At 35.3% G+C, this 21,489-nt stretch carries 18 protein-coding genes and 1 pseudogene; 8 read left to right on the top strand and 11 right to left on the bottom strand.

The window, feature by feature from the left end; translation table 11 throughout:
• Positions 1-15: 15 nt before the first annotated feature.
• From GMJ66_RS20740 to GMJ66_RS12495, 6 genes and pseudogenes are all read right to left on the bottom strand, one after another.
• Positions 16-189, bottom strand: a complete 174-nt coding sequence (locus tag GMJ66_RS20740; protein WP_231514922.1) for a hypothetical protein — start codon at positions 187-189, stop codon at positions 16-18.
• Positions 190-279: 90 nt separating this feature from the next.
• Complete coding sequence (locus GMJ66_RS12515) at positions 280-1,737, bottom strand: ABC transporter permease (RefSeq protein ID WP_231514921.1); 1,458 nt, start codon at positions 1,735-1,737, stop codon at positions 280-282.
• Positions 1,730-2,761, bottom strand: a pseudogene (locus GMJ66_RS21205) (ABC transporter ATP-binding protein). The gene GMJ66_RS12515 and the pseudogene GMJ66_RS21205 overlap by 8 nt, the downstream one beginning before the upstream one ends.
• A 90-nt stretch (positions 2,762-2,851) precedes the next feature.
• Positions 2,852-3,913, bottom strand: coding sequence for an extracellular solute-binding protein (locus GMJ66_RS12505; protein ID WP_231514918.1), 1,062 nt, complete (start codon positions 3,911-3,913; stop codon positions 2,852-2,854).
• Between the two features lie 34 nt (positions 3,914-3,947).
• The gene (locus GMJ66_RS12500; protein WP_156290655.1) at positions 3,948-4,409 is read right to left on the bottom strand and encodes a hypothetical protein; all 462 of its coding nucleotides are present in this window, start codon (positions 4,407-4,409) and stop codon (positions 3,948-3,950) included.
• Positions 4,410-4,567: 158 nt separating this feature from the next.
• Entirely contained in the window at positions 4,568-4,840 is a 273-nt protein-coding gene (locus tag GMJ66_RS12495) for a hypothetical protein (RefSeq protein WP_156290654.1), read from the bottom strand.
• A 541-nt stretch (positions 4,841-5,381) separates the two neighbouring features.
• Here GMJ66_RS12495 and GMJ66_RS12490 point away from each other — a divergent pair.
• The 7 genes from GMJ66_RS12490 to GMJ66_RS12460 all read left to right on the top strand — a co-directional run bounded on the left by GMJ66_RS12490 (position 5,382) and on the right by GMJ66_RS12460 (position 14,677).
• The gene (locus tag GMJ66_RS12490; protein ID WP_156290653.1) at positions 5,382-5,477 is read left to right on the top strand and encodes a putative holin-like toxin; all 96 of its coding nucleotides are present in this window, start codon (positions 5,382-5,384) and stop codon (positions 5,475-5,477) included.
• A 436-nt stretch (positions 5,478-5,913) separates the two neighbouring features.
• Positions 5,914-6,321, top strand: coding sequence for a hypothetical protein (locus GMJ66_RS12485; RefSeq protein ID WP_156290652.1), 408 nt, complete (start codon positions 5,914-5,916; stop codon positions 6,319-6,321).
• Positions 6,322-6,992: 671 nt separating this feature from the next.
• Positions 6,993-8,285 (top strand): ABC transporter substrate-binding protein, encoded by a 1,293-nt coding sequence (locus GMJ66_RS12480; RefSeq protein WP_156290651.1) that lies wholly within the window; start codon positions 6,993-6,995, stop codon positions 8,283-8,285.
• A 74-nt stretch (positions 8,286-8,359) separates the two neighbouring features.
• Complete coding sequence (locus GMJ66_RS12475) at positions 8,360-9,232, top strand: carbohydrate ABC transporter permease (protein ID WP_156290650.1); 873 nt, start codon at positions 8,360-8,362, stop codon at positions 9,230-9,232.
• On the top strand, positions 9,229-10,056 hold the full coding sequence (locus GMJ66_RS12470; protein ID WP_231514917.1) for a carbohydrate ABC transporter permease: 828 nt from the start codon (positions 9,229-9,231) through the stop codon (positions 10,054-10,056). The genes GMJ66_RS12475 and GMJ66_RS12470 overlap by 4 nt, the downstream gene beginning before the upstream one ends.
• A gap of 82 nt (positions 10,057-10,138) precedes the next feature.
• The gene (locus tag GMJ66_RS12465; protein WP_156290649.1) at positions 10,139-13,288 is read left to right on the top strand and encodes a glycoside hydrolase family 2 TIM barrel-domain containing protein; all 3,150 of its coding nucleotides are present in this window, start codon (positions 10,139-10,141) and stop codon (positions 13,286-13,288) included.
• 222 nt (positions 13,289-13,510) lie between these two features.
• A complete protein-coding gene (locus GMJ66_RS12460; protein ID WP_156290648.1) occupies positions 13,511-14,677 on the top strand; it encodes an ROK family transcriptional regulator in 1,167 nt (388 codons plus the stop codon).
• Between the two features lie 218 nt (positions 14,678-14,895).
• On the opposite strand, the gene GMJ66_RS12455 is transcribed toward GMJ66_RS12460, so the two are convergent.
• From GMJ66_RS12455 to GMJ66_RS12435, 5 genes are all read right to left on the bottom strand, one after another.
• The gene (locus tag GMJ66_RS12455) at positions 14,896-15,933 is read right to left on the bottom strand and encodes an aldose epimerase family protein (protein ID WP_156290647.1); all 1,038 of its coding nucleotides are present in this window, start codon (positions 15,931-15,933) and stop codon (positions 14,896-14,898) included.
• 8 nt (positions 15,934-15,941) lie between these two features.
• Positions 15,942-17,420: a UDP-glucose--hexose-1-phosphate uridylyltransferase gene (gene galT / locus GMJ66_RS12450; protein WP_156290646.1), complete on the bottom strand. Its 1,479-nt coding sequence runs from the start codon at positions 17,418-17,420 to the stop codon at positions 15,942-15,944.
• A gap of 3 nt (positions 17,421-17,423) precedes the next feature.
• A complete protein-coding gene (gene galE / locus GMJ66_RS12445; RefSeq protein ID WP_156290645.1) occupies positions 17,424-18,419 on the bottom strand; it encodes a UDP-glucose 4-epimerase GalE in 996 nt (331 codons plus the stop codon).
• Positions 18,416-19,600 carry a galactokinase gene (locus tag GMJ66_RS12440; RefSeq protein WP_156290644.1) on the bottom strand — a complete coding sequence of 395 codons (1,185 nt, stop codon included), beginning with the start codon at positions 19,598-19,600 and terminating at the stop codon, positions 18,416-18,418. The genes galE and GMJ66_RS12440 overlap by 4 nt, the downstream gene beginning before the upstream one ends.
• A 538-nt stretch (positions 19,601-20,138) precedes the next feature.
• Positions 20,139-20,594 (bottom strand): hypothetical protein, encoded by a 456-nt coding sequence (locus GMJ66_RS12435; RefSeq protein WP_156290643.1) that lies wholly within the window; start codon positions 20,592-20,594, stop codon positions 20,139-20,141.
• 667 nt (positions 20,595-21,261) lie between these two features.
• On the opposite strand from GMJ66_RS12435, the gene GMJ66_RS12430 reads away from it, so the two are divergent.
• The gene (locus GMJ66_RS12430) at positions 21,262-21,483 is read left to right on the top strand and encodes a hypothetical protein (RefSeq protein WP_156290642.1); all 222 of its coding nucleotides are present in this window, start codon (positions 21,262-21,264) and stop codon (positions 21,481-21,483) included.
• Positions 21,484-21,489 lie beyond the last annotated feature (6 nt).

Genomic DNA, 21,489 nt, shown 5'->3' with positions numbered 1-21,489 from the left:
TCATAAACTCCTAAACTATTTAATTTTACTTCCTCTTCCATAAACAAAGTAAATGGTCACTGCTGCAATAATCATTAAAAATACGGTATACACAAATGTCATAGCTACCCCAGAAACATCTGCTCCTTCTTGTGTTGCGTTTTTTATGACAATTCCCAACGGCTGAAAGAATGGATGATATAAAAACACAGACAGATCATAATCATCTAGCAGACTGTTGAAATTTAAAACTAAAATTCCAAGTGCAGTCGGTAAAATGGTCGGAAGAATAATTTTAAATTATGTATAGATTGATTTAGCTCCAAGATTTTTAGCCGCATCCTCAAGGGATGGATCAACCGAATAATAAGCAGCTTTTATAATTCGTAATGTAAAAGGAATTTTAATGATGATGTAGCCTATGAGCATAATTACAAGTGTCCCAGTTAAAACATTATTATTTATAATCATTCGTGGCACATCATACGTCATCATCAAACCTAAAGCAATCAACGTAGAAGGCAATAGCCAAGGTATATACAGAAGATACTCCAGCATCTCTGTTAGTCGGTTATTATATCTGTGGATTAATCTCGCAATAAATAAAATGGCAGTAACAACAATTCCGCTAGCCAAAGCTGAGTACACGACACTTGTTAAAAATGGTTTTACAACAGATCCATCCATAAAAATCTTCATATAATTTTCCAATGTAAAGCGCTCGAGTGATAACGTTCCTGTGGTAATGCTGTAAGCGTCAGTAAACGAGAAAGCGATAATGGAAATAACAGGCAATACGTAAATAGCAAATAATAAATAAGCAAAAAAATGAACGATGATATTGCCGAATTTATTCTTTATTTTTTGTTTATGGATTTTCGTTTTTACTTTTGAAATGGAAAAATAAGTACCCTTCTTTTCAGATTTCGTTAAAATATATAAAAGCAAAATCTGTGTAAGGCCCAAAAAAATAGCCAATAATGCGGCCAGATCTCTGGAACCAATCGTTTGTGAGAAGGATAAAATCATTGGATTAATCGTCTGAAAATCCTCTCCACCGACAACTAATGGTACAGCAAGTGCACCTAGTCCCGATTGAAATACAAGAATCGATAATGCAATTAAAATGGGCTTTAGGACCGGTAATACAACACTCCATAGAATCCGAAAAGTGGATGCCCCCATATTTTTTGCTGCTTCAATCGTCTGAAAGTCAATATTTCTGACACTCTGGGTTAAAAACAAAACATAATTAGACGTTCCAGTAATTGTCATCACAAATAATACTGCCGGATACCCAATAAACCACTGATCATTCATTCCTGGAAATATCCCAGTTAAGAAGTTGGTCATATATCCATTTTTTCCATAAATATAGGTAAAACCGAACACTGCAATCAATCCGCCATATATAAGCGTTGTATAATACCCTAACCGCAGTATATTTGCTCCTTTAATATCAAAGTACTCCATTACTAAAACAATAAACACTCCGATGACATTAACGGTGATGATCATGGAGAAGGCGAGAAGGAAACTGTTTTTCAAACTATCCATTGCTCTTTCGGAATTCAATATTTTTTCAAAAGTACTTAGTGAAAAAGAACCTTCACTAAAAAATACAGTATAGATTAAATTAAGGTTTGGTAAAATTAAAAACGCAGTAATGAACCAGGCCAGCAATCCTCCAATGATCAATAAATAAACATTTCTTTTGCCCTTATATGTATTCATGTACAGATTCTTTGCATTAAACATCTTTTTCCCCCGGATACTGAAGAATGTCTTGTGGATGGATGTAAAGATTTATTTTATCGCCGATATGAAATTGAACTTCTCCATCTTCCTTCTCTATGTTTGTTATAAAGCTAGATTCTCCCACCTTGTAGGTATACCGTGAATAGGTACCATAAAATTCCTTAGAGATAACCTCTGCTGTCATTTTCTTATAGTTATGATCATTTTCCGGCTTTATCGTCTTAATTTTTTCTGTTCGTATATAAGAAATTTTCTCTGAATCGATCGGTGGCTTAGCGTTATTGATTTCACGTATCATCTTACTGTCTAACCGATTCGCATCGCCAATAAATGTACAAACAAATTCTGTTTTGGATTGATTATAAATTTCCTCTGGTGTTCCCACGTGCTCTACCTTGCCATTATTAAATACAGCAATCCGGTCAGATAATGTAAGTGCTTCCTCTTGGTCATGTGTCACATAAACCATCGTAATTCCTTGCTCTTTTTGTAACTTCTTCAATTCAATACGAAGCTGTTTTCGTAATTTTGCATCGAGGTTCTATAAGGGTTCGTCCAGCACAAGAATTTTTGGTGCCAATGCTAATGCTCTGGCAATCGCTACACGCTACTGCTGTCCGCCTGATAGTTCCGAAACATTTTTGTGAAGGTGGCTTTCATCTAAATCAACTATCTTACTTAATTCATAAACTCTATCTTTTATTTCCTGTTTCGATTTCTTATTCACTTTAAGACCAAAAGCAATATTTTCATATACGGTCATCGTTGGAAACAGTGCATAACTTTGAAAAACCATTCCGATATTTCGTTTTTCCACCGGTTTTTCCGTTACATCTTCTCCATCAATATAAATTTTTCCCTTTGTTGGTGAAATAAATCCTGTCAACGAGCGAAGTGTGGTTGTTTTTCCACATCCTGAAGGTCCGAGTAACGTGAAAAATTCTCCCTTTTTAACATGCAGAGAGAGGTGGTGGATGGCTATGAAATTATCAAATTTTATTTGAATGTCCTTAAAATCAATCATGTCTGTCCGCTCCTTTTTAGGATGAAAATGTTCTTCACCATAAATCCTGGCACTTTCATATACAGGACTTATGGTGAAGAGACTAGCCTTTTATAATATTTCTAATTCTATTTTTTCTACCCACTCATCAATATGGTCATTTACAAATTGCCAGTCAATATCTTGAGCATGTCCTTTTTCTCCAAGTTCTATCATTTCAGGTACAGCCTGTTCTAATGCTTCTTTATGGATTGGTAGACTACCAAACTCTTGTGCCCACTGTCCTTGAACCTCTCCACTTCCAAACCATTCAATAAACTCCTGAGCTAATTCAAATTTATCTGGATTATTTTGTACAATTCCAACCTGCTCCACTGTTGTTGGCATTCCAATTTCAGGATAGACAATTCCTGCTTGATGATTGAACTCTTCATTCATTCCTTTCACCCCACTAGCCCAAATAAAGGAAATCGGTACATCACCAGATGCTAGATTACCAAAAAAGTGTTCTCCTTCTGGAGTTTTGTATCCATGATCAAAGTATGCTTGAATCGCATCCCAACCTTCTTGTGACACACCAAGTTCACCTTCTGGGTCAAGATATCTTACTAGAATTCCGGCTATAACTGCACGGTTTGAATTACTTCCCATGTTTATATTTACATGATATTTTCCATGAAACGCTTCATTTTTCCATAAATCCGTAAAATCTTGTGGAGCTGTTTCTTTCGAATAGATGTCTGAGTTGTAAAGTAATATTTTCGGCTGACTAACTAGCGGATAAAAATATCCATCTTCATCATAAGAACCTTCTGGAATACCATCGATCCAATCAATTTCATATGATGATAAAACATTTTCATCTTTAAGATGGTTAAAATCTGCTTCAGTTGGACCATAAACAATATCTGCTAAAGGATTATTCTTTTCTGCAATGAGACGATTGATGATTTCTCCACCGCCACCTTCAACAATTTCGATTGAAAAACCTGCTTCTTGAGCTTTTTCAGTCAACCAATCCCCACGGCCGTCAGAAGCAGAGTTTGTATAAATAACCAATGTCTCATCTGAACTGGAATTCCCCTTTGCATCACCGTTAGATTCCGTTTGCCCACAAGCAGCAGCTACGATCGATATCATTACTAATATCGTTAAAAATAGAATTCTCTTCATGAACATGTCCTCCTTAAATTTCGCTATGATTGTTTTATTGATTATTAATTTGCATTCTTATATACGATCTGTCATCAAAAGATCGATTATTTTTTTGCAGCCCTTTTGTAGATGGGTTTAAATCTTTACATAATGGATCCTGGTTTAATATCGATGCTAACTCCTGCTCAGATTCTTTCAATGTTCCTTTTAGAACTGGATAGCCGTCACTGGCTAATGTGATTTCAGAAGCCCCATGAACATCTACTATTTTTATTTGTTCCGTATTAATAGGAAATCCGTCAACAACTGCATAGGATAGGGGGGAGGAATGTCTCGCGTTTTGAAAGCATTGTTGTATTTTCAAGAAAGGAAGGAGGTCCTCCCTGCTTCTATCATTTTGCAACAATTGCTCGACGGTATAGTCCTTCAAGTATTCTTTTAATAAATTCCCTCTTAACTCCGCCATAAAATGATCTATTAATTTTTCATTTTTATGTATAGTGCCATCTACCATACATTGGCAATCCCCAATGAACCATATCTCCTCATGATAAAAACTGTAGATGATGAGACTGGCGGCAACTCTTTTACTAGGTTCTTTCGAAACAATAGATAAAATATCGTTTTCTTTATAAAAACTATTTACCGCTATCGTGCATTTCTCCGCAGCTTCTAAATGTATTCTTTTGATAATTGTAATAATGTTTCTTCTATTAAATCTCCAGCAATCACCGCTAATGATTTATTTTCATACAAATCTTTATCTTTTGGAGTCATCCCATCAACAATCGCTATAAAATGGTCTGTAACTATGACTCTATCTTCATTTAAATTCTCATCTCCGGATTTGGATACAGATTTTTCTTCGACAATAGAAATAACTTTCTTATGAAATCCCCCCGAGAACCTAATTTTTCTATTATTTTTCGATTTTATTATGTTCACCCCCCCCCCAAAATAGACACCGGTGTCATTTGAGCTACATATACAATGTAACATCATATAGTTAACTTAATATAAAGATAAAATTAATTTTATGTAAATTATTGTCGATGGTGCCTGTCACTTCCCGGATTTTGTCGAAATATTTCGGAGGGGTTGTTTTTAATTTTTTATAAGCAGCTCTGTTGGGGGAATGCTGGAAAACTGTATGTGCATGCTAATGTTCTATTCATTTGTTTTCGTAAAATATGGAGAGATACATTCAATGAAAGAGAGGAGAACCATGTTCTCGAACCTGTCCGGGTGATGAAAGTAGCAACTGAATATTATTAGGGTGGTTGGTTGTGCTCTTCTTTCCTTTTGGGAAAAGAGGTGATAACTATGGAAAACATTCTTGAAATGCAACAAAGTGAGGAAAGGTTTTTTTATTCAAAATATTATAGAACTTTTAAAGTTATCGTTATACTCATTTATGCTAAAATTAAGAAGGACAGCTATTACGGGTGGAGCGGTCAAGTCCTCTGTGGAGATATGAGGTGACCGTATGACGGATTTACAGATTGCGTTAACAACAGGTATATTCATCATTGCTTTCATCAATCTAGTAGTCGTGTTAATTAAAGAAATAAATAAAAAATAATCCACCCGTCACCACTGCCGAACAAAGGGTGGATTATTTACTCTAGTCCACAGTGGCCGTACCACTATGGATATGCTGTTAAAGTCGAAGTGCTACCAACACTTCGGCTTTCTTTTATTTGTATACTTTTATATAGATTATTATACATAAATAGGTGCTTGTAATCAAATTAGGGGGGAGATATTTTTAATCCCCCAAGTGTTTGATATTGCCTCACAAATTTGTTTTGAAAAGATTATGTTTTCGGTAATGAAAAGAATAAAGATATTACAGTATTCCAGTGGTTTTGGTATGGTATCAATTCTCAAAAAATATTTCAGACAAATAACCCAATTCTACCAAACGAACTACCTGTAGAAAGTTGGGGTCACCTCATTGGTGGAGGTGCCTGTCACTTCCCGGTTTTTGTCAGGTTTTGTCGAAAGGGGGGAGAAGGATGATGTATTATTTATATTTTATTCATGAGGAAACTTCTATTTGTGCGTTAGTAAAAGCCAAATCGGAAGAGGAGGCGTGGTGGATATTTGCTAAAAATCAGATGGGGAATGAAATGGTGAAAGATTTTATTGATTCCTTTCATGATGAGGGATTATTTGGGGATTTTTATAGAGATGATATAGGTGCGTTTCTTGACCTATATACAGGTGAATTATCGGAAAGGATCAATAAAATGAGTGAATCGTATAGAAGGTTGTATGTCAGCAATCATATAAAAAATAATACTAGGGAGTTTTGGATGTATATGCCTCAACATGCTGAGGCATATATCAGAGAAGTGGAGAAGGGTTGGCATATTGAAGAATATCAACCTAGCTTTTCTGAAGAGTTTATTTGGCCACGATAAGGCAGATTATTAGGCATGGATATTGGTATTGGAGATTGTCGATGGTGAAGGTGGAATTGGAGGAGGGGGAATGTGAGGTGGTTGTTGGGGGGATAGGAATATCGTCAGCTTAATAAGGCATAACCAGATGGCCCTTGAAGGGGGCATCTGGTTATCATAAATATATATTTAACTCAAAACAGTTTAGTATCTTGTTGGAGGCGCCTGCTATGATAATGAATATAGTGAGCGATAAAAAAATTATAAAAAATGTTGCAAATCAATTGTAATGCATAGTATAATCGTATTATCATATAAGTTAATTAATTTAATTAACTTTATGCGCTTTATTTTTAACGAATATTATACAATAGATCATTGAAATCAAAATCAATAAGATCTTGATTTAATTACTAGAATCAAAGGAGGAATCCATCTATTTATTCAATAACTTATTTTTAGAGGCTGATAAAATATATCGTATTGTTTGAACTATCAGTTAAAGGTGTTTTTTATTTTTTTAGAAAGCGCTATCAGCACTAGGTTATATTCGGTTTTTTGGAGTATTACCAAACTAATGAAAAGCATCTATTTCTCTAGATAAATAAGCAATAATATAACTTTTTTATGTACCAAATATAATAAATATCATTACAAAATTAAGTGTCATTTAAATTTTAGGGGGTATAAAAATGAAGAAGTGGAAAATTATATTTACTGCAATATTATTAATGGTAGTTATGGCAGCGTGTTCATCAGAAAATCAAAGTAATGGTAATGCTGAAGGGAATCTGGAACCTGATGTTATTACTGCTTGGGCTTGGGATCCATTGTTTAATATAGCTGCTTTAGAATTAGCAGAAAAGCGATATGATCAGGTAGATGAGGATTTTCAACTTGAAATAATTGAGAACGCACAAAAGGATATTGTGCAAAAGTTAAATACTGGATTGAGTTCCGGTACTTTAAATGGAATGCCAAACATTGTTTTAATTGAAGACTATAGAGCACAAAGTTTTTTGCAAGCGTATCCAGATGCTTTTTATGACATATCCGAATACATCAACATAGATGATTTTGCGGATTATAAAAAAGCTCCAACAAGTTTTGATGGAAAACAGTACGGATTACCATTTGATACAGGTGTTACTGGTTTATATTTGAGAACCGATTATTTAGAAGAAGCGGGCTATACACCTGAGGATTTAACTAATATCACATGGGATGAATTTATAGAAGTTGGAAAAGACATTGTGGATAAAACAGGAAAATCTATGATTTCATTGAATCCAAATGATCCGGATCATCTTAGACATATGATTCAAACAACCGGACAATGGTTTACGAAAGAAGATGGTGAAACTATTGATATAGCTGGTAACGAGGCAGTAAAACAAGCTTTACAGGTCTATAAAACTATGTTGGAAGAAGGCATTGCTAAGACTAACTCAGATTGGAGTTCAAGACTTGCAGACTTTAATAGTGGAAAAGTTGTAAGTGTAGCAACAGGAAATTGGATGACTCCAAGTATAAAAGCAGAAGAATCTCAATCAGGGAAATGGACAGTTGTACCTATCCCAAGATTATCAGTTGATGGTGCTGTTAATGCTTCAAACCTAGGTGGGAGCTCTCTCTATGTATTAAACATTCCTGGTAAAGAAAAGGCAGCTGAATTCTTAGCAAGCACTTTCGGTTCTGATAATGATTTTTATGAAGAATTGGTTACGGAAGTAGGTGCTATAGGAACTTATTTACCAGCATTGGATGGAGAAGCATTTAACCAAACTGATGAATTTTTCGCCAATCAAACAGTAACAGCAGATCTCGTTGAATGGATGAAAGAAATTCCGAATGTTAACTATGGAATGCATACGTATGCTATCATGGATATTTTTACAGGTGAACTGCAAAATTATAGAAGCGGAAAAGATATAGATGAAGTTTTAAACGATGCCCAACAACAAGCTGAGGCACAATTGAATTAATAAATACGATAGGTTTGGGACCTCAAACTAAGAGAGGTCCCAAACATTTAACTACATGTTTGGAGTGGATTAAAATGGGCTTAAAATTGAATAGGAGTATAATAGGTTGGTTTTTTGCCTCCTTATCCATACTTTTAATTTCTATGTTTTACTTTTATCCTATGTTACAAGCTCTTATTCTATCATTTAAATCAGGAATGGGAGCAAATTTAGAATTTACAGGATTAGATAATTATGTTCGCTTATTTAATGATCCAGTAGCTATGATTGCTCTAAGAAATACCTTTATTTACCTAATATTCCAAGTCCCTTTTATGATCTTACTTGCTATGTTCTTTTCAGTTTTACTGAATAATCCTAATTTGAAATTTAGAGGCTTTTTTAGAACGGCTATCTTCTTACCAAGTGTCATTTCACTTGTCGCTTATTCTGTAATTTTTAAATACTTATTTTCAACAGAAGGGATAGTTAATGACTTTTTATTAAAGCTATCTATTATTTCTGAACCAATAGAATGGCTAATGGATCCGTTTTGGGCAAAAGTCCTTATTATTATTGCTATTACTTGGCGTTGGACAGGTTATAATATGATTTTTTATTTAGCTGGTCTACAAAATGTTGATAAATCTATTTATGAGGCGGCTAAAATTGATGGGGCTAATTCTATACAGCAATTCTTCTATATTACAATACCAATGTTAAAACCTATTATTCTATTTACTGCAATCACTTCCACTATTGGAACGCTTCAATTATTTGATGAACCGATGAATATTACTGGTGGTGGTCCAGGGAATGAGACACTGACAATATCACAATATATTTATAATATTTCTTTTGAGTATACACCGGATTTCGGTTATGCAGCAGCAGTTTCGTTTATTATCGTAATTCTAACAGTTGTCTTTTCTATTATCCAATTTAAGATAGGTGGTGAAAAAGATTGAATAAATTAAAGACAGGTTTTATCTATACATTGCTAAGTATGGTAGCATTTATTTCACTCTTTCCGTTTCTTTGGATGTTAATAAGTATGACTAATAAATCAGTCGATATTTCACAAGGGCGGTTATTACCGGGTGGTCACCTTTTTGAGAATATTAGTAAACTATTTGAGAATTATGATATTGGTTCTGCATTATTTAATTCTTTCTTTATTGCGGTGGTAGCTACAGTATTATGTTTGATCATTTCTTCTCTTGCAGGTTATGGGTTCGAAATATACAGAAGTAAAGGAAAGGATATTGTTTTTAATATCTTATTACTATCCTTAATGATTCCATTTGCAGCATTAATGGTTCCATTGTTTAGGCTATTCGGTGGAATTTCTCAAGTATTTCCGGCAATTGGAATTGATACGTTATATGCAGTTATTTTGCCTTATGTAACGACAGCATTTTTTATCTTTTTATTTAGACAAAATACAAAAATGTTTTCTAGAGAATTAATTGAAGCAGCAAGAATGGACGGATTAAGTGAAATTGGTATTTTTTTCCGCATTTACATGCCTGCTATGAAAAATACGTTTGCAGCGGCTGGAATTATTTCATTTATGAATAATTGGAATAACTATTTGTGGCCGTTGGTTGTTTTACAATCGCCTGATATTAAAACGATTCCATTATTAATTTCAAATTTAGGTTCCGGTTATTCTCCAGACTATGGAGTTATTTATACTGCAATCGTTATAGGGACAATACCAACAGCATTAATCTTCTTTTTCTTACAGAGGTATTTTGTAGAAGGAATGACTGGTTCGGTAAAGGGATAATAATATGAAGAAATACATGTTCTCAATCTTATTTATACTAGGTGCAACATGAAGGTTAGTAGATAAATACTGGGAGGCTATTATGGTTAAACGTAATGATTATGAGTTGTTATCCGTACTAGAAAAGAATAGATTGAAAGAACGTTCTTATTTTATGTCTTATAAGAATGTAGAGGATGCACTTACCTATGAAAGAAAATATGCAAATGGCTTTCTTTTATTAAATGGTATTTGGAAGTTTCGCTATGACCAAAACCCTGAAGAGGCCCCTGAGAAATTTTATCAAGTGGATTATGATGTAAGTAGTTGGGGTGATTTAAAAGTCCCCTCTAATTGGCAAATGAATGGTTATGGAAATCCGCATTATACTAATGTTCAATATCCATTCCCTGTTGATCCTCCCCACATCCCAAGTGAAAATCCAACAGGCTCTTACCGAAGAGAGTTTTATGTAACGGAAGAAATGGTTTCCGAGTCGGTTATTTTACGTTTTGAGGGCGTCGATAGTGCGTTTCATGTTTGGGTAAACGGACATTTTGTAGGTTATAGTACAGGGAGTCGTTTAGCTTCAGAATTTGACGTTACGAGCTATTTAATAGAAGGAAAGAATTCCATCTCGATTCGTGTTTATCAATGGTCGGTTGCAAGTTATATAGAGGATCAAGATATGTGGTGGTTGAGTGGTATTTTTCGTGATGTGTATTTAATCACCAAACCTACCGTTCATGTGCATGATTTTTTTGTAAAGATTAATTTGGATGGGCAATATGAGAATGCTAATTTACAAGTTGAGACTGTCATTGAGTCCCAGATAGATGTTACATCCAGATATAGTCTTGATTTCTACTTAATGGATGCAGATTATAACGTTGTTACAGAAGAAAATAAAGTGTTTACGATTAATAGGGAAAAGAAAGTAGAGATTGATATACCTGTAAAGTCTCCTTATAAATGGACAGCAGAAGCACCGTATTTGTATCATCTACTTATAACGTTAAAAGATGACAGAAATGAAGTGGTGGAAGTTATTCCGGTAAAAGTTGGCTTTCGCCAGGTAGAGTTAAAAGATGGACTAATACAGGTGAATGGTGTACCGATTATGTTTAAGGGAGTTAACCGACATGATCATCATCCAGATTTAGGTAGAGCCGTGCCAATCGACTGGATGGAAAAAGATATTCAGTTAATGAAGCAGCATAATATTAATGCAGTTCGCACTGCGCATTATCCGAATGATCCTCGGTTTTATGACCTTTGTGATGAGTACGGTTTATATGTCATTGATGAAGCCGATTTGGAATGTCATGGGTTTGACCTGATTGGGGAATGGAATATGCTTAGTGATGATCCGCAATGGGAACATGCGTATGTGGATCGAATGAAACGAATGGTAGAACGCGATAAAAACCATCCATCCATCATCATCTGGTCATTAGGAAATGAATCTGGCTATGGAAGAAATCATGTGAAAATGGCGGAATGGGCAAAAGACCGAGATGCGACTAGGTTGATTCATTATGAAGGTGAAACTCGTGATATTATGACTCGAACAAATAACAATCCACAAGAATTAAATGTATCAGCAGATATGTTCTCCACTATGTACACGGATGTGGAGACGATGGATCAGTTAGGCGAGAGAACTGATTTGAAACAGCCACATATTTTATGTGAATATGCTCATGCAATGGGAAATGGCCCTGGTGGATTCAAAGAATATATCGAAACTTTCTATAAACATAAACGTCTGCAGGGTGGATTTGTTTGGGAATGGCTAGACCATGGTATTCGTCAGTATACTTTAGAAGGAGAAGAGTACTTTGCGTATGGCGGCGATTTTGGTGAACAGCCACATGACTCTAATTTTGTTATTGATGGTATGGTAATGCCAGATAGAATGCCATCTCCAGCTTTAGCAGAATATAAAAAAGTAATTGAACCTGTTAAAGTTGAAGCAATGGAATTAGAAGAAGGAATCGTTCGTATCCATAACCGCTATAATTTCAGTGGATTAGATCATTTGGAAGTGTTATGGACCATTGAAAAAGATGGCGTCATAAAAGAAACAGGAAATTTAGATATTCCGGTAATTGAGGCGGGAACCTATCAGGATATCAAACTACCATTTGATACGGTGTACAAAGACAAGAATGGATCAGATTACTGGTTAACGATACAATTCGTTGAAAAGGCAAACACGAAATGGGCAAGCGCTGGACACGAAGTAGCGTGGGAGCAGTTTTTATTGCCTGTCGATATAGAAGAATCCAATTCTATCGCGTCTTCCTTGAAGAAACATTTCCCATTAATCGTAAAAGAGGAATCTAATCAACTTATAGTAGAAGGGCAAGACTTTGAAATTACGTTTAACAAAGTACGAGGTTTGATAGAATCATGGAAATTACGTGGATTAGCGCTTATGAAACAAGGGCCTTCTCTTAACTTCTGGCGGGCACCAATCGATAATGATCGATTAGGACTAGAGGAATTTAATACTCGTTCCGTGGAGAAGGAGTGGAAAAATAATCATGTTCATATGATTCAGTCACGCATGATTGATTTTCAATATAAATTATCCAAAACAGATGATGTTATTACGATTATGGTACAACAAAAGCATTCACCGCCAAGTGTAGATTGGGGATTTGAAACAACAATGACCTATACCATCGATTCCCTTGGAGCTGTCAAGATAGATGTTAAGGGAGAAAAGTATGGAAAGGGATCAGATACTTTACCTAGAATTGGATTACAAATGCAAGTACCAAATATTTTTGAAAAAGTAGACTGGTATGGTCGTGGGCCTGGTGAATCCTATAGTGACAGTAAACTTGCCAATCGTTTTAGGGTTTGGTCTAGAAAAGTGGATGAATTATTTACGCCATATGCTGTCCCGCAGGAGAATGGAAATAGAACAGATGTATATTGGACATCTCTAACAAATGAAGATGGAACAGGTATTTTGGCTGCGGGTAATTTATTTAATTATAGTGCCTATCCATATACTATTGAAAACTTGGAGAATGCTCGCCATACGACAGATTTAATGAAAGAGGATTATATTTTGTTGAATCTTGATTACAAGCAACACGGGTTAGGATCTGCCAGTTGTGGTCCTGGTGTGCTGGATGCTTATCATTTGAAAAATGATGATTTCCACTTTACTATATCGTTGATTGGCTATTCCAAAAATGAGACTACACCAATCCGTTTAGCTAAAATGATTAGATAGTGTATAATATGTGAATAACAATGGATAAAGGGGAGCTGTAAAAGGTTTGTCCTTTATCCAATTCTAAACGAACTTCACCAAAATGTCGGCCTTCCAATAATCTTTCTTCATGTAAAAGTACTCAGATGCCCATGCTAAGCTTTTAAATAACTTTCAAATCATTAATTAAGTTAACTAACTTTAGCATAATAATTTAGATTAGGAATGAATGGGGGGATTTCCTTGCAACGCGGTACATTTCAATTAATGAAAACAGTAAATAAAAAAATTATTTTAAATAAAATTCGTACTTCAGAGCCTATATCCAGAGCGCAGATTGCAAAAGAGACAGGTCTTACACCTCCCACTGTGAGTAGCATTGTAAAAGAGTTGGTAGATGAGGGGCTTGTGAAGGAAAGTAAACTCGGTGAATCTAGTGGTGGTAGAAAACCAACGATGTTACATATCAATAGTGATGCATTCTATGTCATTGGAGTGGATGCGGGTCCTGAAATGGTGGAATGTGTACTAACTGATTTAACAGGGGAAATCTATCAGAGAACGTCTAGCTCGTTAAAAGGTCAGTTGTCAAATGAGCGGTTTTTAAGCCTGTTAAAGGAAAATATTTATGCAATTTTGCAATTATCTAAAATAGAGCTTGAAAAGATTATCGGTATAGGGATAGCAATGCATGGTGTAGTTGACGTGGAGAGTGGAAGATCACTTATTGCCCCAAACTTAAATCTTAGAGATATTCCTATTAAAGATGAACTAAGTAAAGAGTTTGACCTGACTATTAAGGTTGAAAACGATGCACGAGCGATGGCTTTGGGAGAGTCTTGGTTTGGTGGGCACGGGGACGTAGATAGCATGGTTGCTGTTAATATTGGCCATGGTGTTGGTGCTGGGGTTGTTATAAATGGAAAACTGTATCATGGATCACATGACATGGCAGGTGAACTAGGTCACATGACAATCGATTTGCATGGAGATGTTTGTATGTGTGGTAACCGGGGGTGCTTGCAGACATTCGTAAACGGTGATGCCATTGTAAAAAGGATGAAAGAACAGTATAACGATGTAGAAGAAATAACAGCTAAAGAGATTTATGAACGGGCGTTGCAAGGGGAGGCAGCTTGTGTTCAAATTTTAGGGGAAACAGGGAATATTATTGGTATTGGATTAACCAATTTAATCCACCTGATTAATCCTAGTAAAATTGTTTTGGGTGGAGGGGTCATGAAAAGCGAGAAATTTTTGATGCCTACTATCCTTGAAACGATTCAAGATCGAGCGTTAACCTCTAAATCAAAAGAAACAGCCGTAATGGTAACAAAATTAGGGGATGATGCTACATTATTAGGAGCTGTGTCGCTGCTATTAGTAGAATTATTTGATCCGGTTAGTTAAAGAGGATTTTCAAAAAGTCCGGTAAAAATGACACTTCGAATTTCTTCGTTGGCTTGCTTTTCCGCTCCTCATGTACCTTTTATGTACACTCCGGTGCTCAAAGCTACGCCGCCTCGAACTTCTCGGTCCTTTTTATCCTCCTTTTTGAACATGCACTTAAAATTTAATTTATCGACTATATAGAAAAGAACTGTGGTTTTGCACAGTTCTTTTTGAATTTAATGTTCTATTTTAAATGAAAAAATGGTTTCTCTCTTATAAATCTCTCCGGCTTGTAAAATGACAGTTGGAAATCCTTTTTGCTCTAAAGATGCAGGCGATTCTTGCGTTTCCAAACAGATGCCAAGATATTTGCTGGAGGATATATCAGTTAACTCCTGCCCTTCATCTAATGAATTGGAAGTATACATCACCATTCCAGGTTGATTTGTTTTTACAGCTAGAACGCGTCCACTAGTAGGATCTTTTAAAACAACGTTATATTCCTTTGTATGATCAAAAATAAAATAATGATCATAACCATTTCCAGCTATTTTATTTTGTTCGAAATCTCCTTTAAAACCGGTACCAAGCTTTCGAATTGTACGAAAATCAAAAGAAGTTCCTTCCACCTTCATTAATCTTCCTGTTGGAATTAAATGTTTATCTAGCTCTGCAAATTGACTACTATCTATCATAACCTCATGATTCTTAACTGTTTCCTTTAAATTGCCACTCAAATTAAAATAAGAGTGATTTGTTAATGCGATAGGAGTCGTTTTATCACTATTAGCAGTATAATGAAGACGCAATTGATTATCATTGGTTAGGGTATAGGTGACCACAACATCCAAATTACCTGGATAACCGGCTTCCCCATCTTTACTTTTATACTTAAGAATTAAACCGACTGTATTTTTCTGTTGAAAAGTTTCAGTTTCCCAGATTATTTGGTGGAATCCGTCTGAACCACCATGTTGATGATTTTCTCCGTCATTTTTTTCTAATGAATAGTATTCATTATTTAATGTAAAAGTTGCTCCCTTAATTCTTCCAGCTACTCTTCCAATTAATGCTCCAAAATAATGAGGATTTAATTCGTAACCCTGATAATCTCTATAAGCAAGAACGATATTTTCCTTTTTTCCATTCCTATCAGGAACCATCATTTTGGTAATAATACCACCATAGTTTAGGATGCTAACAGACATGCCCATATCATTTTTTAGGGTATACTCTTTCCATTTTCCTAATATTGTTTTTTCGCTTATCTGCATTGGTTCACCTACTTATTCAACGTAGCAATAAATCGTTCGAATGCTGCACGTTCTTTAAATACCCCTGCATCTTCTAGTACTTTTACAAATTTGCTACCGAGTTCATCTTGTATTATTTTTCCTGCCTGCATCGTATCCGTAATGTTTCTATATTTAGATAATAATTGCTCAGCCCATTCATGATGATAATCAGCTACATTACTTGGTTCACCAAGTAAATACTTCTGTATTTCGGTTAATTCATCTTTTAATCTAGCGGGCAATACAGCTAAGCCCATCACTTCAATTAATCCGATATTTTCCTTCTTAATATGGTGAACATCTTCATGAGGATGGAAGATTCCTAGAGGATGTTCATCAGAAGTTCGGTTGTTTCTCAAGGCGAGGTCCAGTTCAAACCTTCCGTTCCGGTATCGAGCAATTGGTGTGATCGTGTTGTGTGGTGTCGTTTCTGTAAATGCTCGAATATGAGCGCTTGGATCGGAATAATGGCGCCATGTATTTAGAATGTAGTCTGCTGCTGTTACCAAACGGTCTATCTGGTCCCCTTTTAAACGAATTACAGATATCGGCCACTTTAAAATAGATGCATCAATTTCGGGGAATTTATTTAATTCAAACGCAAATGCATCTTCTGCTTTTGTCATAGTAAATTCATATCTTCCAGCTTGATAGTGATCATGACTTAAAATAGATCCTCCTACAATTGGTAAATCAGAATTTGAACCGATAAAATAATGAGGAAATTTCTCTGTAAACGTTAGTAGTCTCTTAAAGGTATCCCAATCTATTTTCATGTCACGATGTTCTTCAGAAAGCAAAATGCTATGTTCGTTATAGTAAACATATGGGGAATACTGTAAATGCCAGTTTTCTCCTAAAAGAGGAATCTTGATGATTCTGTGGTTTGCTCTTGCGGGATGTCCGATTCTACCAGCATATCCCTCATTTTCTTTACAAAGTAGGCATGTTGGATAGTTGACATCCCGTTTCATTGCCTGCTCTAGCTTAATTTGCTTTGGGTCCTTTTCTGGTTTAGACAAGTTAATCGTGATGTCCATATCGCCATAAGGAGATTTTACTTTAAAAGAGATATTTTTTGCTATTCGATTCATTTGAATATAATTACTACTTTTACTTAAGTCATAGAAATAATCTGTGGCTTCTACCGGTGATTGCTTGTATTTTTCGTTAAATTTTTGATTGATAACAGACGGTCTGTCTATGAAGCAATTCATAATATTTGCTGTTAAAATTTCCTTTTCATCGAAAATATCCTGAATGATGTTATGTTCGACTGCGTAGGTAATGATGTTTTCCAGGATATTTGGAATCGTATCGACTGTTGAAGTTTCCACTTCTTTAGGAAAGCTATCTAAATGAAGTAAATTAATGACTTGATTTCTTACGTAAATGCTGTCTTCCTTTTCGATTAACTCGCTTTCAATTGCTTGTTGAATGAGACCAGCAATATGTTGATAAATCATGCTTTAACCTTCCTTTCCATATCCTTGGGGATGTGAAGAATGCCAGTTCCATGCATCTTGAATAATTTGCATAACAGAAGTCCTTGTTGGATTCCAACCGAGTACGTTCTTGGCCTTTTCAGAGCTTGCGATTAATATACTGGGATCACCAGGTCGTCGTTTTCCTATTTGCACAGGAATTTCTTTTCCGGTAACTTCTCGAGCGGTTTCAATCATTTCTTTCACCGAAAATCCTTCATTACTTCCAAGGTTGAAAATATTACTGTCTCCGCCTTTTCTTAAATAATCTAGTGCTAATAAATGAGCATGGGCTAAGTCATCTACATGGACATAGTCCCGAATACAGGTGCCATCGTTTGTGTCATAGTCATCTCCAAAAATGGTAATATGAGAACGTTGACCTAATGCTGTCTGTAAAATAATTGGAACAAGATGGGTTTCTGGGCGATGATCCTCACCGATTTCTGAAGTATCCTTGGCTCCAGCAACATTGAAGTATCTTAGAGAGACAAATTTGATGCCATGTGCTTTTTCTGTCCATTTCATCATTTTTTCCATGATTAATTTAGTTTCTCCATACGTACTTGTTGGATTAGTGGGCATTGTTTCTGTTATTGGTACCGATTTTGGCTCCCCATATGTTGCTGCAGTTGAAGAAAAAATGATATGCTTTACTCCGGCTTCTACCATTGCTTCTAGTAGAACCTGTGTTCCGTATACATTATTATCAAAATACTTTAGTGGTCTTTCCATGGATTCTCCCACTAAGGAATTAGCTGCAAAGTGCATAACCGCATCGATTGATTCTTTTTCAAAAACGGTACGAAGAAAGTCTAGCTTACGAATATCTCCTTCATAGAAGGTTACTTTTGGATGTATAGCTTCTTTATGGCCAGTCTCCAAGTTGTCTATGATTACTACCTTTTCACCTTGTTCCACTAATTGATAAACGGCATGGGAGCCGATGTACCCAGCTCCACCTAAAACTAATACACTCATTTAACCACCTCTTCTGTTAATTGAATTGCCCCATCACCAATGGTAGCAATATAAAATGTAGCATCGTAACCAACCTTTTCTTTATAGATTGCGTTTACATTTTCCTTAAACATTTCCGCTTTTCCATCCTCCACAATGGCAATAGCACAACCTCCAAATCCAGCACCGGTCATTCGAGCACCTAATACCCCATCTTGTTCCCAGGATGCTTCCACAATCGTGTCTAGTTCAAATCCAGTAACTTCATAGTCATCTCGGAGTGAAATATGAGATTCATTCATAAGTGCCCCGAAGTTTTCTAGTTTACCCAGCTTCAATTGATTATGTGCTTCTATGGTGCGAGCATTCTCATAAACAACATGTTTTGCACGTTTTTGGTTTATTTGATTGGTTATGAGATGCTTATTACTCTCAAAATCCTCCTTTCTTAACTCACCTAAACTTTGAATCGGAAGTTTGGTCTGCAGGTCTTTTAAAGCATTCTCACATTCAGAGCGCCGCTCATTATATTTGGAGCTAGCAAGGATCCGCTGTTTATTGGAATTTATAATCATAATAACGTGATTATTTAAATTTATTGGTGCATAGCTGTATTCTAAAGTGTTACAGTTTAATAGAATTGCATGTTCCTTTTTCCCCATCCCAATGGCAAATTGATCCATAATACCGCTGTTGACACCAATGTATTCATTCTCCACTTTTTGGCCAAGCTTAACCATTTCGATACGGTCAATATCTTTTTTAAAAAGTCCTTCAAATAGTACGCCCGTAACGAGTTCAATGGATGCAGAGGAAGAGAGGCCGGCTCCATTAGGAATGTTTCCGTAAAACAAAATATCGGCCCCATGGGTAATGTCATATCCCATCTCCATCAAAAATAAAAACATTCCTTTTGGGTAATTGGCCCAATCATGGGATTTATCATAATTTAAATTAGTAATATCACATTCAATGATTCCTTTATCAGGAAAATTCATAGAGTAAAAGCGTAATTTATGATCTTCTCGTTTAGCTCCAAGTGCATACGTCCCAAATGATATCGAGGCAGGGAAGACATGACCTCCATTATAGTCTGTATGTTCCCCGATTAAATTGACTCGGCCAGGGGCGAAGAAAACATAGGGGATGAGGGTAGTATTAAATATATTTTTAAATGATTGCTGTAAAAAAGATGTCTTCAAATGTGGTATCCTCCTAAATTTATGGTTATTATGGAAATTTATATTAATTAATTTAATTAATTAAGTTAAGTTTACTATTTTTTATAAAAAAGTGCAATGGTGTAGTGTGAAAATTAGCCTTACTATTGGTGCCTGTCACTTCCCGGATAATAGAGTACTATGCATGTAAGGTTCCTCTTATTCAGCAATCTAGCGGTTACAGCGTTAGTTGAATAAGAAAAGGCATAACATATTAGTCATATAAAATATGTTATGCTTTTAATTTATCAATCTTTTTTTAATTTAGGTCTTGATAAATAACAACCAACATAAATTCATATCACACTTTTCTGTTATAGCAACTTCAAAACGATATAACTGTTAATATTGGTAATACTAAGATAATATAATTTTACCGGTAATGTGTGTAGTGACAATAAGTCATTCAAAAAATAGTTGTTCCAGTGCATTCTTACGTGAGTAAGGATTTTGATTCTCTCAATTAAAGTTGTTTATAAAAACGATAGAATATAACTTTGTAAATTATATAACTATATTGTTATTCTAAGCATGAATGTTTGTGTTTTTTTAATGGTTTGCAAGCTTTGGTAGCATCCTCAATTAAAAGTTCCAAAACGATTTCTTTTTTGATAGCGTGTTTTAACAGATTTTCCAAATTGTTTGTTAGTACTACTAATTCTTCTGCAGTAAAATCGCCTTCCTTCAAAACTCGAGACTCGGCGCTGATAGCTTCTGCAAGAGAATTTTCAATTTTAACGGCAGATGCAATGAGTTCAGTAAGGACCTCTTTGCATGATTTTTGATCATGTTCCTTGCAAAAGTCACACTTACATTTAGGTTTGTATTTACATTCCTCCTTACAGTATTCGTGATTACAGTCACATGTATGCTTGTTATGATGGCATTTGCATTTCGACATACAAGAATTGAAGTCGCATTTATAACTGTGATGATTTTCAAAGTCAAAACGTTTGCGTTTACTTCGATAAATCAAGATTATTCACTCCTTTCTATACTTTAGTATGAAAGTAAATACACATATGATTGGGGGGATGCCATATTTGTTTTAAAAAAGGCTAATAGAAAATAATAATAGAGTGTTTGACCATCCCCCGAAAAGGTGGGATAAGCAAAAGCAACAACTTACAAGTTGAATTGCTGCTAAACAGTTAAAGATTGGCTTCATATTCTTTAAACCCTTCTGTAAAAGGTGTTGCTTTTCATGCCACTCAATTCATGAATTCTCCAGCTGTGATTTTATTTTGTTTTCACTTCGGGTAAACGGATACAAAAGGTATCATATATCTCGTCTTTCTTTCTCCTAAATTTAACCCCATTTTGCTTAGATGTTCGAATCCCTTCTTCCTTTTAACTTTTAATAGGAAGGTGACCATGATGTATTCATTTGAAAGGGAAAATGGTTTTTATGACAAGAAAAAGTTTGTGAAAAATGCGAGGAAGTACCACCTGTGAATTACAAGTGTTGTCGCCATGATGACAGTTGTTGTTCATATAATTGTTACAAGTGTTCATACCATCACTTCTAAATATTCTAATATGACTACATACCCAAATTTTAATAAATATCTTCTATTAGTATAAAAGTTTATACACTAACTCGACACAAACATAAACTACCATAAAGAAAGGGAGGTGAAAGCATGTTTGAGGATGTATTTGTAGAATTAGAAGCCGCGCTAACAGCCGCTTTACAAGTGGCCATTGATGCTGGGGATCAAGACGCTGTTGAGAGGATTTTGAGACTAATTATTAAAAAGGAAATTGTATTCGAACTTTTAGTTGATGAAATCATTGGAAATGGTAACGGAAACGGAAATGGTAACGGAAACGGAAATGGTAACGGAAACGGAAACGTGGTATAACCAGTA

Origin of the sequence: Oceanobacillus salinisoli, from assembly GCF_009733865.1 — a bacterium.
In the GTDB taxonomy this organism is placed as follows: Bacteria; Bacillota; Bacilli; order Bacillales; family Amphibacillaceae; genus Oceanobacillus; species Oceanobacillus salinisoli.
The sequence above is the reverse complement of the archived record's forward strand: the minus strand, read 5'-3'. Positions and strand labels throughout refer to the sequence as shown.

Bases quoted from the DNA above. Each gene is read 5' to 3' on its own strand.
- GMJ66_RS12515 (WP_231514921.1), bottom strand. From the start codon at position 1,737: ATGTTTAATGCAAAGAATCTGTACATGAATACATATAAGGGCAAAAGA.
- GMJ66_RS12505 (WP_231514918.1), bottom strand. From the start codon at position 3,913: ATGAAGAGAATTCTATTTTTAACGATATTAGTAATGATATCGATCGTA.
- GMJ66_RS12500 (WP_156290655.1), bottom strand. From the start codon at position 4,409: ATGGTAGATGGCACTATACATAAAAATGAAAAATTAATAGATCATTTT.
- GMJ66_RS12490 (WP_156290653.1), top strand. From the start codon at position 5,382: ATGACGGATTTACAGATTGCGTTAACAACAGGTATATTCATCATTGCT.
- GMJ66_RS12485 (WP_156290652.1), top strand. From the start codon at position 5,914: ATGATGTATTATTTATATTTTATTCATGAGGAAACTTCTATTTGTGCG.
- GMJ66_RS12480 (WP_156290651.1), top strand. From the start codon at position 6,993: ATGAAGAAGTGGAAAATTATATTTACTGCAATATTATTAATGGTAGTT.
- GMJ66_RS12475 (WP_156290650.1), top strand. From the start codon at position 8,360: ATGGGCTTAAAATTGAATAGGAGTATAATAGGTTGGTTTTTTGCCTCC.
- GMJ66_RS12465 (WP_156290649.1), top strand. From the start codon at position 10,139: ATGGTTAAACGTAATGATTATGAGTTGTTATCCGTACTAGAAAAGAAT.
- GMJ66_RS12455 (WP_156290647.1), bottom strand. From the start codon at position 15,933: ATGCAGATAAGCGAAAAAACAATATTAGGAAAATGGAAAGAGTATACC.
- galT (WP_156290646.1), bottom strand. From the start codon at position 17,420: ATGATTTATCAACATATTGCTGGTCTCATTCAACAAGCAATTGAAAGC.
- galE (WP_156290645.1), bottom strand. From the start codon at position 18,419: ATGAGTGTATTAGTTTTAGGTGGAGCTGGGTACATCGGCTCCCATGCC.
- GMJ66_RS12430 (WP_156290642.1), top strand. From the start codon at position 21,262: ATGTTTGAGGATGTATTTGTAGAATTAGAAGCCGCGCTAACAGCCGCT.